The organism is Xanthobacter agilis, from assembly GCF_021730435.1.
Classification (GTDB): domain Bacteria; phylum Pseudomonadota; class Alphaproteobacteria; order Rhizobiales; family Xanthobacteraceae; genus Xanthobacter; species Xanthobacter agilis.
On record NZ_JABWGX010000018.1, the window covers coordinates 7501 to 22931 of the forward strand.

Annotated in this window: 12 protein-coding genes (1 of these 12 running past the window's edge); 9 read left to right on the forward strand and 3 right to left on the reverse strand. The window is 68.0% G+C overall.

The window, feature by feature from the left end; all coding sequences use genetic code 11:
* The 3 genes from HUW53_RS13720 to HUW53_RS13730 form a co-directional block, all read left to right on the forward strand.
* Positions 1 to 781: the 3' portion of a M23 family metallopeptidase gene (locus HUW53_RS13720; RefSeq protein WP_237346331.1), read on the forward strand. It extends 1214 nt beyond the left edge of the window; 781 of the gene's 1995 nt are visible here — the last part of the coding sequence; its start codon lies beyond the left edge, outside the window; its stop codon occupies positions 779 to 781.
* A gap of 131 nt (positions 782 to 912) precedes the next feature.
* A complete protein-coding gene (locus tag HUW53_RS13725) occupies positions 913 to 1833 on the forward strand; it encodes a hypothetical protein (protein WP_237346332.1) in 921 nt (306 codons plus the stop codon).
* Positions 1834 to 2020: 187 nt separating this feature from the next.
* A complete protein-coding gene (locus HUW53_RS13730) occupies positions 2021 to 3001 on the forward strand; it encodes a hypothetical protein (protein ID WP_237346333.1) in 981 nt (326 codons plus the stop codon).
* Between the two features lie 18 nt (positions 3002 to 3019).
* Here the strand turns inward: HUW53_RS13730 and HUW53_RS13735 are convergent, their stop codons facing one another.
* The gene (locus HUW53_RS13735) at positions 3020 to 3439 is read right to left on the reverse strand and encodes a DUF2267 domain-containing protein (RefSeq protein WP_237346334.1); all 420 of its coding nucleotides are present in this window, start codon (positions 3437 to 3439) and stop codon (positions 3020 to 3022) included.
* Positions 3440 to 3547: 108 nt separating this feature from the next.
* Positions 3548 to 6187: an ATP-dependent chaperone ClpB gene (gene clpB, locus HUW53_RS13740; RefSeq protein WP_237346335.1), complete on the reverse strand. Its 2640-nt coding sequence runs from the start codon at positions 6185 to 6187 to the stop codon at positions 3548 to 3550.
* A 291-nt stretch (positions 6188 to 6478) separates the two neighbouring features.
* Here clpB and HUW53_RS13745 point away from each other — a divergent pair, with 291 nt between their 5' ends.
* The 4 genes from HUW53_RS13745 (at position 6479) to gyrB (ending at position 11180) form a co-directional block, all read left to right on the forward strand.
* Entirely contained in the window at positions 6479 to 7342 is an 864-nt protein-coding gene (locus tag HUW53_RS13745; RefSeq protein WP_237346336.1) for an MOSC domain-containing protein, read from the forward strand.
* A 121-nt stretch (positions 7343 to 7463) separates the two neighbouring features.
* Complete coding sequence (locus HUW53_RS13750) at positions 7464 to 8003, forward strand: arsenate reductase ArsC (protein ID WP_237346337.1); 540 nt, start codon at positions 7464 to 7466, stop codon at positions 8001 to 8003.
* A gap of 70 nt (positions 8004 to 8073) precedes the next feature.
* A complete protein-coding gene (locus HUW53_RS13755; protein ID WP_237346338.1) occupies positions 8074 to 8688 on the forward strand; it encodes a LysE family translocator in 615 nt (204 codons plus the stop codon).
* Positions 8689 to 8753: 65 nt separating this feature from the next.
* On the forward strand, positions 8754 to 11180 hold the full coding sequence (gene gyrB, locus HUW53_RS13760) for a DNA topoisomerase (ATP-hydrolyzing) subunit B (RefSeq protein WP_237346339.1): 2427 nt from the start codon (positions 8754 to 8756) through the stop codon (positions 11178 to 11180).
* A 52-nt stretch (positions 11181 to 11232) separates the two neighbouring features.
* Here gyrB and HUW53_RS13765 read toward each other — a convergent pair whose 3' ends face one another.
* On the reverse strand, positions 11233 to 12012 hold the full coding sequence (locus HUW53_RS13765; RefSeq protein WP_237346340.1) for a DUF429 domain-containing protein: 780 nt from the start codon (positions 12010 to 12012) through the stop codon (positions 11233 to 11235).
* A 153-nt stretch (positions 12013 to 12165) separates the two neighbouring features.
* Between HUW53_RS13765 and ligA the strand changes: the two genes are divergently transcribed.
* Together ligA and HUW53_RS13775 are read left to right on the forward strand one after the other, a co-directional pair.
* Positions 12166 to 14304, forward strand: coding sequence for an NAD-dependent DNA ligase LigA (gene ligA, locus HUW53_RS13770; protein ID WP_237346341.1), 2139 nt, complete (start codon positions 12166 to 12168; stop codon positions 14302 to 14304).
* Between the two features lie 329 nt (positions 14305 to 14633).
* Complete coding sequence (locus tag HUW53_RS13775) at positions 14634 to 15431, forward strand: (Fe-S)-binding protein (protein WP_237346342.1); 798 nt, start codon at positions 14634 to 14636, stop codon at positions 15429 to 15431.

Consider the following 15431-nt stretch of genomic DNA (forward strand, 5'->3'; position numbering starts at 1 on the left):
TCCGCGATCGGTCATCGCCGATCTCATCCGCGTCTATTCATTCGACGCGGACTTCCAGCGCCGCGTGCGCCCCGGCGACAATTTTGAAGTGCTGTACTCCGATGACCCCTCGGGCAACGACGAGGTGCTGTTCGCCACCCTCACCGTTGGCAATGAGATCAAGCGTTACTATCGTTTCCAGACCTCAGACGATGGTGTCGTCGATTATTATGACGAGGACGGCAAGAGCGCGAAAAAGTTCCTGGTGCGAAAGCCCATCAGCGGCGGCGTCATGCGCTCGCCGTTCGGCTATCGGCGCCACCCCATCCTCGGGTACTCGAAGCTGCACACAGGCGTGGACTGGGCCGGTCCGATCGGCACCCCCATCTATGCGGCCGGCAATGGCACGATCACCTACGCGAACTGGAAATCCGGTTACGGAAAGCACACCGAGATCCAGCACGCCAATGGCTATGTGACCACCTATTCCCACCAATCGGGCTTTGCGCGCGGCATCCGCGAAGGGATGACGGTGCGCCAGGGCCAACTGATCGGCTATCTCGGCTCCACGGGTCTGTCGACCGGCCCCCATGTGCACTACGAAGTGAAGATCAACGGCAACTTCGTGGACCCCATGCGCATCAAGCTGCCGCGCGGCCGCGCCCTCGCCGGCCGGTTCCTCTCGGATTTCAACAAGGAACGCGAGCGGATCGACGCGCTCATCAACCACGGCCCGGTGCCGCCGAAGGTGGCCACCTCCGCCCCGTCGAACAGCAAGCCGACCCGCGCCGCCAACAACTGACGCCGGCGCAACCGCCCGAGGCGCGGCGGCAGGCCGCGCCTCGGTTCAATCCCCAGAGGACCCGGGCCCTTAACTCTTTTCCCGGAGCGGCAATCACAATGCGCGGCTCCCCCTCTCTGATCCGAGCGCCCATGACCCGCATCGATCACCGCCTGCTCCGCGCCGCCGTGCTCGCCGCCGCCCTTCCGGCCGCGGCCGCGGCGGCCCCCGTGGATGATTACATGGCCTCCCGCGACAAGGCGGTCACCGCCGCTGTGGCCGCCGCCAAGGCGGGCAAGGCCGGCGACGACGCCGAGATCAAGGCGGAGGAAGTCGCGCGCAAGGACCTCGCCAAGCGCATGTCCGCGCTGGTCGGCCCGCTCAAGTTCAAGGGGCTCGGCACGCCGTCCTTCACCCTCGACATGTTCGTCTATGGCGACGACCTGCCGGCCACCCGACTCGACGGCATGGCCTTCGCCAACGCCGACGAAACCACGCGCGTGGTGGCGACCCCGGAAGCGGTGTTCCAGGCCTGGCTTGCCGCCCGCGCCAAGGACAAGGACGTGCCTGAGGCGGCGGCGGTGCGCGAAGGCGGGAGGGCCGCCGTGGACACCGGCTATCTGGTCAACAACGCCCTCGTCAACGTGGGCGGGGGGGTCGTGCCCTACACGGCATTGCCGGTGACGGCCGCGCCCGGCGAGACGGTTTATGCCAACCTCGGCCTCTTCACCGACGAGGCCCCCGCAAATGCCCTGCCGAACACCATCGTGCTACTGCGCGTGGCCGATGGACGGGCGGTGATGGGCATGACCGCCGTGGCGCTCAACATGAAGCCGGTGCTGGCCTGCGATCAGGCGTGGAAACCCTACAACACCAAGGTCCAGGCGTTGCTGAAGGCGACCGAGACGGTCAGCGACCTGGAAGACCCGCGCTGGGCCGAGCTCGCGAAGGTGGAGGAGGAGGGGTCCAACGTGTTCCGCACCTGCCTTGCCAAGGCGCCGGAAAGCCAGGCCGCCTTCGCCACCGCGACCAAGCGCGCCGAAGCCTTCCTGCAGACCCTGCGCGGCAATTGAGGCGCTGACGCATCCGCCCGAAAGGGTGCGGGCTTTTCAGGCTGATGCCAGCAGACCCAACGAGCGCGAGCAAAAGCCCGTCGTCGTTTCCCTTTCATCCCGACAGGGCCACAATGAGCGACAGCACGAAGCGATCGCCGGCCGCGCGCCAGCGGTTCCCGCGTGCGCCATGCCGGGGGACTTCGCCATGACCCAGTTCGCGCAACGCCACACGACCCGCCGCACCGGAAGCCGCATCGCCAGCCTTCTTCTGGCCGCGAGCCTCTCCGGCCTGTCCCTGGTGGCACTGGGCCTGCCCCTCGCCGTGAGCTTCCCCAGCACCGCCTGGTCCGCACCGATCGACGACTACATCGCCGCCCGCGACAGGCTGGCGGCGGAGGTCGCCGCGGCGGTGAAGGCCGGCGAGAAAGAGGATGCGGTGGACAAGCGCAATGCGAGCGCCATCAAGGATCTTCAAGCCCGCATGGCGGCACTGGTCGGACCCGTGCGGTTCCAGGGCACGCAGCCGGCGCCCATCTTCATGCCCACCACCCTCATTTCGGAATATCTGGAATCGAAGGAGCCGGACGGCCTTCTGTTCTCCAGCAGCGACTATCTCACCCGCTTCTTCATCTCGCCCGAGCCGGTGTTCCTCAACTGGCTGTCCGGCCGCGCCGCAGCAGCCGATGCGCCGCCTGTTTTTCGCGCGGGACTGGCGGCGGCGGCGGGATCGGCCCCGCTTTACAACGCGGTGCTCGGCACCGACGCCGCCTTCATCAAATACATGGACCTGCCCGTGCGCGAAGGCGCCGGCCCGACGGTGAACGCCGCCTTCGGCCTCTTCACCCAGACCGGCGCCCGCAACGATGTGCCGAACAGCATCGTGGTGACCCGCGTGGCCGATGGCCGCGTGGTGATCGGAGCAGCGGACGTGAAAGTGGAGATCCCGCCCCTACCAGCCTGCGACCAGATCTGGAGCGGCTACGAGGCGAAGGCCAAGGCCCTGATCGCCGCGGCCGAAAAGGCGAAGAACGACCAGGACCCGCGCTGGGATGAATCCGCGAAGGTGGAAGAAGAGGGCGCAGCCGCCTACCGGGCCTGCTTCGTGAAGGCGGCCCCCGCCCTGCCGTTCTACGCCGCCGCCACCAAGCAGGCGGAAGCCCTGCTCGCCGCCGCCCGCGGCGAGTGAGCCTCCCAGAGCCTCGCCTCACACGGCCCAAAAGCCCGCCGCCCCCTCCGGCAATGCGCCCAGAAGGCGGTCGAACGCCGCCTCATCCACGTGGCGGCGCAAGGACGCCGCCACGTCGCGGATGGCCGAGGCCGGAGCGAAATTGTGGTGTCGGCGCAAGCCCTGCGCCTCACAGGTCATCGTCGCCACATCGGTGAAGGGGCGGCGCGCCTCCTCCGGATCCCAATCGGACACGAAGATCGCCCGCACGACGGGCGGCAGCACGCCGGCAAAGCGGATGGCGTCTTCCAGCGACAAGCGCCGACGGAACGTCCGCAGCACGCCCTCCACCATGGTGAAGGCCTGGTTGCGGGTGGCAAGGCCGGCGGTGTCCCGCGCGTCGGCAAGGAAGCGTTCAAAATCCTCGGAAGCGTGCTGAAGGTCCATCGGGATCGGCATCGTCCGCTCCGCATTCGGCCCGGGCGAGCGTGGTCCCGGGAGCGATAAAAAAGGCCCTCCCACCGGGAGGGCCTGTTCGTTTTCAGCCTTGCGTCCGCGGAGCCGGCATCAAGCCGCCTCCTCCACCGGGGCGGCGGTGGACTGGAAGACAAGGTGGCCGCCCTCCAAGCCGATCTTGACCGTGGCGCCGTCCAGGATGTCCCCGGCAAGGATCTTCTCGGCGAGCGGATCCTGCACCAGCTTCTGGATGGTCCGCTTCAGCGGACGCGCGCCATAGGCCGGATCGTAGCCCTTCTCGGCCAGGAAGTGCCGCGCCTCCGGCGACAGCTCCAAGGTCACCTTGCGGTCTTCCAGGAGCTTCTTCAGGCGGCCCATCTGGATATCGACGATGGTATCCATCTGCTCCCGCTTGAGGCGATGGAACATCACGATCTCGTCGATCCGGTTGATGAACTCCGGGCGGAAGTGACGCCGCACCGCACCCATCACCAGATCATAGGCTTCCTCGTCGGACACCACCTTCTCGCCGTCATGGCTCGGCACCTTGAAGCCGATGGGCTGGCGCGGATCGGCCAGGAATTCGGCCCCGAGGTTGGAGGTCATGACGATGAGCACGTTGCGGAAGTCCACCGTGCGCCCCTGCCCGTCCGTCAGCCGCCCGTCGTCGAGCACCTGGAGCAGGACGTTGAAGACGTCCGGATGGGCCTTCTCCACCTCGTCGAACAGCACCACCTGATAGGGCCGGCGCCGCACGGCTTCGGTCAGCGCTCCACCCTCGTCATAACCCACATAGCCGGGAGGGGCGCCGATGAGCCGGCTCACGGAATGCTTCTCCATGTATTCCGACATGTCGATGCGCACCATCGCCGTCTCGTCGTCGAACAGGAACTCCGCCAAGGCCTTGGTCAGCTCGGTCTTGCCGACGCCGGTGGGGCCGAGGAACAGGAACGAGCCGATGGGCCGGTTCGGATCCTGAAGCCCGGCGCGGGCCCGGCGCACGGCGGTCGAGACGGCGGCTACCGCCTCCGACTGGCCGACCACGCGCTTGGCCAGTTCCAGCTCCATGCGCAAGAGCTTCTCGCGCTCGCCTTCCAGCATCTTGTCCACCGGCACGCCGGTCCAGCGGGAGACGACGCCGGCAATGTGGTTGGGCGTCACCGCCTCTTCCACCATGCCGCCGGCGGCGCCCGCCTTCTCCATCTCGGCTAAGCGCTTCTCAAGGTCCGGGATCACCGAATAGGTGAGCTCGCCGGCCTTTTGATATTCGCCCTGGCGCTGCGCGGTCTGAAGATCGGCACGGGCCTGATCCAGCTTGGCCTTGACCGTGGTGGCCTCGCCCAGCTTTTCCTTGTCGCTCTTCCACTTGGAGGTGAGGACGGATGCCTTCTCCTCCAGCTCCGCCAGCTCCCTTTCGAGCTTCTTGAGCCGGTCCTTGGAGGCGGTGTCGGTTTCCTTCTTCAAGGCCTCCTGCTCGATGCGCAGGCGCAGGATCTCGCGGTCGAGATTGTCCAGCTCCTCGGGCTTCGAATCCACCTGCATCCGCAGCCGCGACGCCGCCTCGTCCATGAGGTCGATGGCCTTGTCCGGAAGGAAGCGGTCGGTGATGTAACGGTTGGAGAGCACCGCCGCCGACACCAGGGCCGAGTCGGTGATGCGCACGCCGTGGTGCAGTTCGTACTTCTCCTTCAGGCCGCGCAGGATGGACACGGTGTCCTCCACCGTGGGCTCGGAAACGAAGACGGGCTGGAACCGGCGGGCAAGGGCGGCGTCCTTCTCCACATGCTTGCGGTACTCGTCGAGCGTGGTCGCGCCGACGCAGTGCAATTCGCCGCGAGCGAGGGCCGGCTTCAGCAGGTTGGAGGCGTCCATGGCGCCGTCGGTCTTGCCGGCGCCGACCAGGGTATGCATCTCGTCGATGAACAGGATGATGCCCCCTTCCGCCGACTGCACCTCGTTGAGCACGCTCTTGAGACGCTCCTCGAACTCGCCACGATATTTCGCGCCGGCGATGAGCGAGCCCATGTCAAGCGCGAGCAAGCTCTTGTTCTTCAGGCTCTCGGGCACGTCGCCATCGACGATGCGGCGGGCGAGGCCCTCCACGATCGCGGTCTTGCCGACGCCCGGCTCGCCGATGAGCACGGGATTGTTCTTGGTGCGGCGCGCCAGCACCTGGATGGTGCGGCGGATTTCCTCGTCGCGGCCAATGACCGGGTCAAGCTTGCCATCCCGCACCGCCTGGGTCAGGTCGCGGGCATATTTCTTGAGCGCGTCATAAGCGTTCTCGGCGGTGGCGGTGTCCGCGGTGCGGCCCTTGCGCAGCGCCTCGATGGCGGCGTTGAGGCTCTGCGGAGTCAGCCCGGCCTTGGCCAGGATCTTGCCCGCGTCGGTATCCTTCTCGACAGCGAGGGCGAGCAGCATCCGCTCCACGGTCACATAGCCGTCGCCGGCCTTCTTGGCGGCCTGCTCGGCCGCGTCGAACACCCGCGCGATGGGCTGGGAGAGGTACACCTGTCCCGATCCGCCCGACACCTTGGGCAGCTTGTTCAGCGCCGATTCCACATCGGCGCGCACCAGGGTGGGATTGCCGCCCGCACGCTGGATCAGGCCCGAACACAGGCCCTCGGGATCATCCATCAGGACCTTGAGCAGGTGCTCCGGCAGGAACTGCTGATGGCCTTCCCGCACCGCCAGCGACTGGGCGGACTGGACAAAGCCACGCGCGCGCTCGGTGTAGATATCGAAATTCATGGATCTCCTCCTTCTCGCGCCCGACACCTTCTGGCGAAGCATGCGGGGCGCGCTGGGGCACGGCCCCGGTATCCCCGGCGACCGCGGCGCGAGGGTCTGCCTGCGCCGAAGCTCATGTGGGTGTGACTTCGCGGCAACGGAAGAGGGTCCGACGACGAAAAAGAGCATAGGCCCCAAGGCCGCGCCCTGGCGTTGATCGAAGCCAAAGTCGAGCGCCATACCGGCCGGCGGCTTGACGACCGCGCCGGGGAATGAGACCCGCGCAGGCGCGCTTCCGCCCCGAGGCCCCACATGCCCAAGTCCAACATGCCCAAGTCCAACATGCCCAAGTCCACGATCGCAAAGCCAGCTCTCAGCGCTGCCGCCGCCCCCTCGGCGGTGGCATTCCCGTCGGCCACCGTCACCGCCATCTATCGCCATCCGGTCAAGGGCCTCTCGGCCGAGCCGATGGAGCAGGTCCGGCTTGAGGCCGGCGCCTTCTTCCCCGGCGACCGCCTCTACGCGGTGGAGAACGGCCCCAGCGGCTTCGACCCCGCCGCCCCCGCCTACCGGCAGAAAACCAGCTTCCTGATGCTGATGCGTGACGCCCGCCTCGCCGCCCTCAGGAGCTGCTATGAGGATGAAACCAGCCTCCTGACCCTCACCCTCGACGGCGTGGAGGTCGTGCAAGGCGACCTCTCGACCCCCGAGGGGCGGGCCGAAATCGTGGCCTTTCTCACCTTCTATATGGGCGAGGAGGCCCATGGCCCGCTCCAAGTGCTGACGGCGCCGGACGGATTCCGCTTCACCGACTCGCTGCGATCGGGCTTTATCTCGCTGCTGAATCTGGCAAGCGTGCGCGACCTGTCCCAGCACATGGGCGCGGATGTGGACCCGCTGCGGTTCCGCATGAACCTGCATCTCGACGGCTGGGACGCCGGCTCCGAGCTCACCCTGAGCGGGCGCGAGATCGAGATCGGCGGTGCGCGGCTCGCCATCCTGAAGCGCACCGAGCGCTGCGCGGCCGTGAACGTGAACCCGGCCGACGCCAGCCGCGACCTCAATGTGGTGAAGGCGCTGGTGAGGGTCTACGGCCATGCCGATTGCGGCGTCTATGCCAAGGTGGTGCGGGCGGGCGATGTCCGCCGCGGCGACCGCGTGACACTGCTGTCATGAACCTCGGCGACTGACACAAATACGTTGAATGTCGCCGCTATATGGAGCGAATGGGCGGTTTGCGCCGGTTGGGGCCAGACGGTCGAAACCCTGCCGGCGCACCGGAAACGTGGGGGAAGCAATGCCGGACACGGCAGCAGCAGGGCATATCTACAACGTTCTTTTCCTGTGCACCCGGAATGCCGCGCGCTCCATCATGGCGGAGGCCATCCTGAACAAGGACGGGGCCGGCCGGTTCCGTGCCTTTTCGGCCGGGACCCAACCCGGAAATGGGGTCCACCCCCTGGCCATCCTGACCCTGCACCGGTTCGGCTACCCCACCCAGGGCGTGCGGCCCAAGAGCTGGAACGAGTTTTCCGCTCCCGGCGCGCCGCACATGGATTTCATCATCACCGTCTGCGACGATGCCGCGGGGGAAGAATGCCCGCAGTGGCCGGGCCATCCCATCACCGCGCATTGGGGCATCGAGAACCCGGCCCTGGTGGAGGGTTCCAGCGTGGACAAGGAAGCCGCCTTCAATCGCGCCTTCCATTACCTGAAAACGCGCATTTCCGTATTCGACGCTCTGCCGGTGACGACCCTGGACCGCATGGCGCTGCAGAACCAGCTGGCCGAAATCGGGCATATGGACGGCGCGAGCGGTGGGGTGCCGACCCGCTGAACCAAGGCACGGTCGGGGCGCGGGCCGACCCGAGGCTTGACGTTCCGGCCCGTGCGGCGCACTAGGGGGCATGGAACCGGCAAGCCTCGCCCTTTTCGCAGCGGTGCTCACGCTGGGTGCCGCCAGCCCCGGTCCGGCGGTGGTGGCCCTGGTGGCGCGCACACTCGCGCGCGGGCGCGCCGGTTCGTTCGCCTTCATCCTCGGCCTCGCCACCGGCGACATCGCCTGGCTCGCGGCCGCGGCCCTCGGCCTAGCCGCGCTCGCGGCGGCCCTCGGCAGCCTGTTTGTCATCGTCCGCCTCGCGGGGGCCGGCTACCTAGCCTATATGGCCTACCGCCTGTGGACCGCACCGGCGGCGGCGCCCGAGGCCACCGCCCCGCCGGCGCGGCAATCGGCGTTCGGCCTCTATGGCGCCGGGCTGGCCCTGACCTTGAGCAACCCCAAGACCATGGCGTTCTACCTCGCCCTGCTGCCCACCCTGATGGACCTGGACACCCTGTCCATGGTGGGCTTTGGCGAGATGAGCGGCATCATCCTGGTGGTTCTGCCCCTCGTTTTCGCGGCTTATGTGCAGCTGGCGGACCGCGCGCGGCGCTTCATCGCCTCGCGCCGCGCCATGCGGGCCCTGAACCGCGTGTGTGGCGTGGCCTTGGCCGGGGCGGCGGTGAGCGTCGCCACCAAATAACCGCGTCCTTGCGCTAGATTCGCAAGTTGCCGCCAACCGATTCGAGACCCGAGATCGAGATCCCCATGGCCGAACCCGTGCCCGCCGCATCCCCCGACGACTACAGCGCCCAGTCGATCCAAGTGTTGAAGGGCCTGGACGCGGTGCGCAAGCGTCCGGGCATGTACATTGGCGACACGGACGACGGCTCCGGCCTGCACCACATGGTCTATGAGGTGGTGGACAACGCCATCGACGAGGCACTCGCCGGCTGGGCCAAGGAAGTCACGGTCACGCTCAACGCCGACGGATCGGTGACCGTCACCGACGACGGGCGCGGCATCCCCACCGATCTGCACCCGGAAGAGGGGGTCTCGGCGGCCGAGGTCATCATGACCCAGCTGCACGCGGGCGGTAAGTTCAACCAGAATTCCTACAAGGTTTCCGGCGGCCTGCACGGGGTGGGTGTCTCGGTGGTGAACGCATTGTCCACCACCCTCGACCTCACCATCTGGCGCGATGGCAAGGAGCACTACATGCGCTTCCGCCATGGCGACGCGGAAGCGCCGCTGAAGGTGGTGGGCGAGGTGCCGGCCGGCAAGCGCGGGACCAAGGTGACCTTCCTGCCCAGCCCCGAGACCTTCACCCACATCGCCTTCGACTACGCCACCCTGGAACACCGCCTGCGCGAGCTGGCCTTTCTCAATTCCGGCGTGCTGATCGTGCTCACCGACGCGCGCGGCCCCGAGCCGAAGCGCGAGGAGCTGCACTATGAGGGCGGCGTCGAGGCGTTCGTGAAATATCTCGACCGCTCCAAGACCGCGCTGATCCCCAAGCCCATCGTGATCCGCGCCGAGCGCGACGGCATCAGCGTGGAGGCCGCGCTGTCGTGGAATGACGGTTATCACGAAAATATTTTGTGTTTTACCAACAACATCCCGCAGCGCGATCGCGGCACCCATTTCACCGGTTTCGCGGCGGCCCTGACGCGGCAGGTGATCGGCTATGCCCAGGCCTCGGGCATCGCCAAGAAGGAAAAGGTGGACCCCACCGGCGAGGACTGCCGCGAAGGCCTCACCTGCGTGCTCTCGGTGAAGGTGCCGGACCCGAAATTTTCCTCCCAGACCAAGGACAAGCTGGTGTCCTCCGAGGTCCGCCCGGTGGTCGAGGCGCTGGTGGGCGACGCGCTCAGCAACTGGTTCGAGGAAACCCCCGCCGAAGCCAAGGCGGTCATCGGCAAGGTGGTGGAAGCGGCCGCCGCCCGCGAGGCCGCCCGCAAGGCGCGCGACCTGACCCGCCGCAAGAGCCCGCTCGACATCGCCTCCCTGCCTGGCAAGCTCGCCGACTGCCAGGAGCGCGACCCGGCCAAGTCCGAGCTGTTCCTGGTCGAGGGTGACTCGGCCGGCGGCTCCGCCAAGCAGGGACGCGACCGCGCCTTCCAGGCGGTGCTGCCGCTGCGCGGCAAGATCCTCAATGTGGAGCGCGCCCGCTTCGACAAAATGCTCTCCTCCGAGCAGATCGGCACGCTCATCACCGCGCTCGGCACCGGCATCGGCCGCGACGACTTCGACTTGTCGAAGCTGCGCTATCACAAGATCATCATCATGACCGACGCGGACGTGGACGGCGCCCACATCCGGACCCTGCTGCTCACTTTCTTCTTCCGCCAGATGCCGCAGGTGGTGGAGGCCGGGCACCTCTTCATCGCCCAGCCCCCCCTTTACAAGGTCACGCGCGGCAAGTCCGAGACCTATCTCAAGGATGAGAAGGCGCTTGAGGATTATCTGATTACGGCGGGCCTGGACGAAGCCTCCCTGCGCCTGTCCAGCGGGGAAGTCCGCACCGGGGCCGACCTCGCCCAAGTGGTGGAGGTGGCCCGCCACTTCCGTGGCACGCTCCACGCCCTGCATCCGCGCTACAATCGCGCGGTGGTCGAGCAGGCGGCGCTGGCCGGCGCCCTTTCGGCGGCGGTGGCCACGGACCTGGAACACGCGGGCCGCGCGGCGGCACAGGTGGCGCTGCGGCTCGACGCCCTGGCGGAGGAGACCGAGCGCGGCTGGATCGGCAGCGCCGACGAAACCGGCCTCACCTTCTCGCGCACGGTGCGCGGCGTGCAAGAGGTGGCGCGGCTGGACACCGCCTTCATCACCTCGCCCGAGGCGCGCCGGCTCGACACCCTGTCGCGGGAGCTCGAAGGCGTGTTCACGGAGGCGGCCGGCCTGAAGCGCAAGGGCGACGAGGAATTGCTGTACGGCGCCGTGGACCTGTTCGACGCGGTCACCGATGCCGGCCGCAAGGGCTTGGCGCTCCAGCGCTACAAAGGCCTCGGCGAGATGAACCCCGAGCAGCTCTGGGAAACCACCCTCGACCGGAACGCCCGCTCCCTGCTCCAGGTGAGGGTGAAGGAAGTGGACGCCGCCGACGACCTTTTCAACCGCCTGATGGGCGACGTGGTGGAACCGCGCCGCGAGTTCATCCAGGAAAACGCCCTGCGCGCCAGCGTGGACGTGTGAGGCATCCGCATCCGCGCCAGCCCACGGCTGCGGATGCGACCACGCCTTCCCATCAGCCGGCCGGGTCCAGGCCGAACACTTCGGGAATCCAGATGGCGGCGGTCTCGTCGCCAAAAGGGCGGGCCCGCCCTTCCAGCACTTCGATGCCGACCCACGCGCAGACCACCGCGTCGAGCCGGTCTTCATAAGTCTTCAGCGCCGCCCCCCGCTGTCCGGCATCCGGCAGCGGCATGGCCCGCGCCACCCCCTCGATCCGCGCGTCCAACGCCCCGACGATCCGGCTCCAAACCACCATCAGCCGGCTGCGCCGCTCCGCCGCCGACACGTCGGGCCAATAGCTGCGGATCTTGCCCACTTTGTAGGGCACGCGCTCCGGCGCCCCGGTCAAGGTCAGCAAGGCGGGGTGGGGATACACCTCGATCACGCACGGCGGACGAGCGGACAGCGTGCCCAGCTCGTACCCGTCCCGCGCCAGATCGTCCTGAAGCCGCCGGCCGACGCCGCCCGGCCGGACCGCGCTCGGAGTATGGGTGCCGCATTTGCGTGCGCCGAAGGCCCGCGACACCGCATTATCCGCCACCCGCCGCGCGGTAATCGGCAGACGGGACATCGGCATGTCCACCGCGACCACCGCCGGCTTGAGACCGGCAAGCCGCTCCGCCGCGCCGGTGAGGCCACGCTCTTGCCCCCGATCGAGAAAGGCTTGGTAGGAGCCGGCGACCTCGAGCAGACGCCATGCCCCGCGAAACCGCCCCACCAGCGCCACCCCGCTGGGATTCGCCTCGGTCCATGCCGCATCGATCCCCAGCACCGCCGCCTCGGCCTTTTTCAATGCTTGTCCCCTTCCGATGCGCGCCATCGCCGACCCCGGCAGAAGACCCCATGCGGCGCACGCGCCGAACATGCCGCCGCGCACCGCCGGCTTCGCTCCGGCTGTTGCCCGGCTCCCTCGGCTTTGCCAGAAAGGGGCGCCAGAGGGAACACCATGACCCAGCCCACGCTTTCGCTCCGCATCCTCGCCGTCGAGGACCTTTCCCCCGATCAGGCCGCCCGCGAGCACACCGCGCTCGCCGTGGAGATCGCCGGCCACGACGCGGCGTATTACCGTGAGGATGCGCCCCTCATTTCCGATGCGGACTATGACGCCCTGCGCCGCCGCTACGAGGCGATCGAGGCGCGCTTCCCCGGCCTGGTCGGCGCCGACAGCCTCTCGAAGACCGTGGGCGCGGCGCCGGTGGAAAAATTCGGCAAGGTCACCCACCAGGTGCCCATGCTGTCCCTGGCCAATGCCTTCACCGACACCGAGGTGGAAGAGTTCGTGGCGCGGGTGAAGCGCTTCCTGGGCCTCGACGAACAAGATGAGGTGGCCTTCACCTCCGAACCCAAGATCGACGGCCTGTCCTGCTCCCTGCGCTATGTGAACGGTCGCCTCACGGTCGCCGCCACCCGCGGTGACGGCAGCGAGGGCGAGGATGTGACCGCCAATGTGCGCACCATCGCCGAGATCCCCGACCTGATCACCGGCCCCGACGTGCCCGAGATCATCGACGTGCGCGGCGAGGTCTACATGGCGGTGGCCGACTTCGAGGCCCTCAACGCCCGCCAGGAGGCGGCGGGGGAAAAGGTGTTCGCCAATCCGCGCAACGCCGCCGCCGGCTCCCTGCGCCAGCTCGATTCCGCCGTCACCGCCGCCCGCCCCCTGAAATTCTTCGCTTATGCCTGGGGCGAGGCCACGACCCTGCCCGCCGACACGCAGATGGGCATGGTGGAGACGTTCGCGCGCTGGGGCTTTCCCACCAATCCCCTGACAGTGGTGGTGAGCTCCGCCCGCGCGCTGGTGGCTCATTACCATGGCATCGAGGCATGCCGGGCGACCCTCGGCTATGACATCGACGGCGTGGTCTACAAGGTGAACGCGCTCGATCTGCAGCGGCGGCTCGGCTTCGTGTCGCGCTCGCCGCGCTGGGCCATCGCCCACAAATTCCCGGCCCAGCAGGCCATGACCCTGCTGGAGGAGATCGAGATCCAGGTGGGCCGCACCGGAGCACTGACCCCGGTGGCGAAGCTCGCGCCCATCACGGTGGGCGGGGTGGTGGTGTCCTCGGCCACGCTCCACAACGAGGACGAGATCGCCCGCAAGGACATCCGCATCGGCGACACGGTGGTGGTCCAGCGCGCCGGCGACGTGATCCCCCAGGTGGTGCGGGTGGTGGAGGAGCGCCGGCCGGCGGGGGCCGTGCCCTATGTCTTCCCCACCCTGTGCCCGGCCTGCGGTTCCCACGCGGTGCGCGAGGTGGACACCAAGACCGGCAAGATGGACGCCGTGCGCCGCTGCACCGGCGGCCTCATCTGCCCGGCCCAGATGGTGGAGCGGCTGCGCCACTTCGTCTCCCGCAACGCCTTCGACATCGAGGGCCTGGGCGAAAAGCAGGTGCATGCGCTTTACGAATGGGGGCTCATCAAGTCCCCCGCCGACATCTTCACCCTGGAAGCGCGCAACGCCGCCTCGCTGCAGCGGCTGGAGAATCGCGACGGCTGGGGCAAGACCTCGGTCGCCAACCTGTTCACCGCCATCGAAGGGCGGCGCCGGGTGGCGGTGGACCGGTTCGTGTTCGCCCTCGGCATCCGCCATGTGGGCGAGACCAACGCCAAGCGGCTGATGCGCCATTTCGGCACCACCGCGGCGCTGGAGCAGGTCGCCCTGGCCGCGCAGGTGCCCGGCGAGGCGCATCCCAAGGGCAACGCCGCCTGGCAGGAACTGATCGCCATCGACGGCATCGGCGACGTGGTGGCGGAAGCGGTCATCGAATTCTTCGCCGAGCCGAACAATCGCGAGGTGGTCACCGCCCTGCTCACCCATGTGACGCCACAGCCCATGGAAACGGTCGCCGCCGCAAGCCCGGTCTCGGGCAAGACCGTGGTGTTCACCGGCGCGCTGGAGAAGATGACCCGCGACGAAGCCAAGGCCATGGCCGAGCGGCTGGGGGCGAAGGTGGCGGGCTCGGTCTCGGCCAAGACCGATCTGGTGGTGGCCGGGCCCGGTGCCGGCTCCAAGCTGGAGAAGGCGCAGAGCCTGGGCGTGAAGGTCATCACCGAGGACGAATGGTTCGAACTGGTCGGGTAGAGCATTTTCGGTGAACTCCGGTTCACCGAAAATGCTCTAAGTCCTTATTTTATCGCAATTTCAGACGCAAAACCGCTGCACACTTTTGCTGAAATTGCTCTGGAACCGCGCCCCGCCCGCCCGCATTCCACCCCGACGGGGGAAGTGATATAGGATCGTTCCAATGTGAGCGCTTGGCGCGTCCCGTCCGGACGCGCCTTCGCCCATAGCGGCCCTGCCGGGGCCGTCCGCGCGGCCGGGTGCCACGCTGCGACGGCTTCGGTTCCGAACTGACCGCCACCGCGCGAAGCCCTGTCCGCTTCGCCGGGGCGCCCGAGCGCCGAGCTGCCATGACCTCATCTTCAGCGCCCTCATCTTCCCCGTCCCATCGCCCGCCCCGGGTGGGCCTGTTCTGCACCTGCCTGGTGGACACCATCCGCCCCTCGGTGGGGTTCGCGGCGGCCAAGCTCCTGGCGGAGGCCGGCTGCGAGGTGGACGTGCCGCGCCAGACCTGTTGTGGCCAGCCGGCTTTCAATTCCGGCGACCGCGCCACCGCCCGCGTCTTTGCGGAGCAGACCATCGCCGCGTTCGAGAGCTTCGACTATGTGGTGGCGCCCTCCGGCTCCTGCGCCGGCATGATGAAGGCCCATTATCCGGAGCTGTTCGCCGGCGAGCCGGACGCCATGATCCGCGCCGAGCGGTTTTGCGCCAAGGTGTTCGAGCTGGTGTCGTTCCTGGTGGACGTGCTGGGCGTGACCCGGGTTTGCGCGCGCTACGACGGCGTCGTCACCTATCACGACAGTTGCTCGGGCCTGCGCGAGCTCAAGGTGAGGGATCAGCCGCGCGCGCTGCTCGCCTCGGTGGAGGGGCTTACCCTCAACGAGATGGCGGATGCCGACACCTGCTGCGGCTTCGGTGGCACCTTCTGCGTGAAGTATCCGGCCATTTCCGATGCCATCGTCGGCAAGAAGGCCTCCAACATCGCCGCCTCCGGCGCCGACACGCTGGTGGCGGGCGATCTCGGCTGCCTCATGAACATGGCGGGCAAGCTCCAGCGCGAGGGGCAGGACATCGCCGTGCGCCATGTGGCGGAAGTGCTGGCCGGCATGGGCGACCAGCCGGCCATCGGCGTCGCCAGGAAAGGCTGA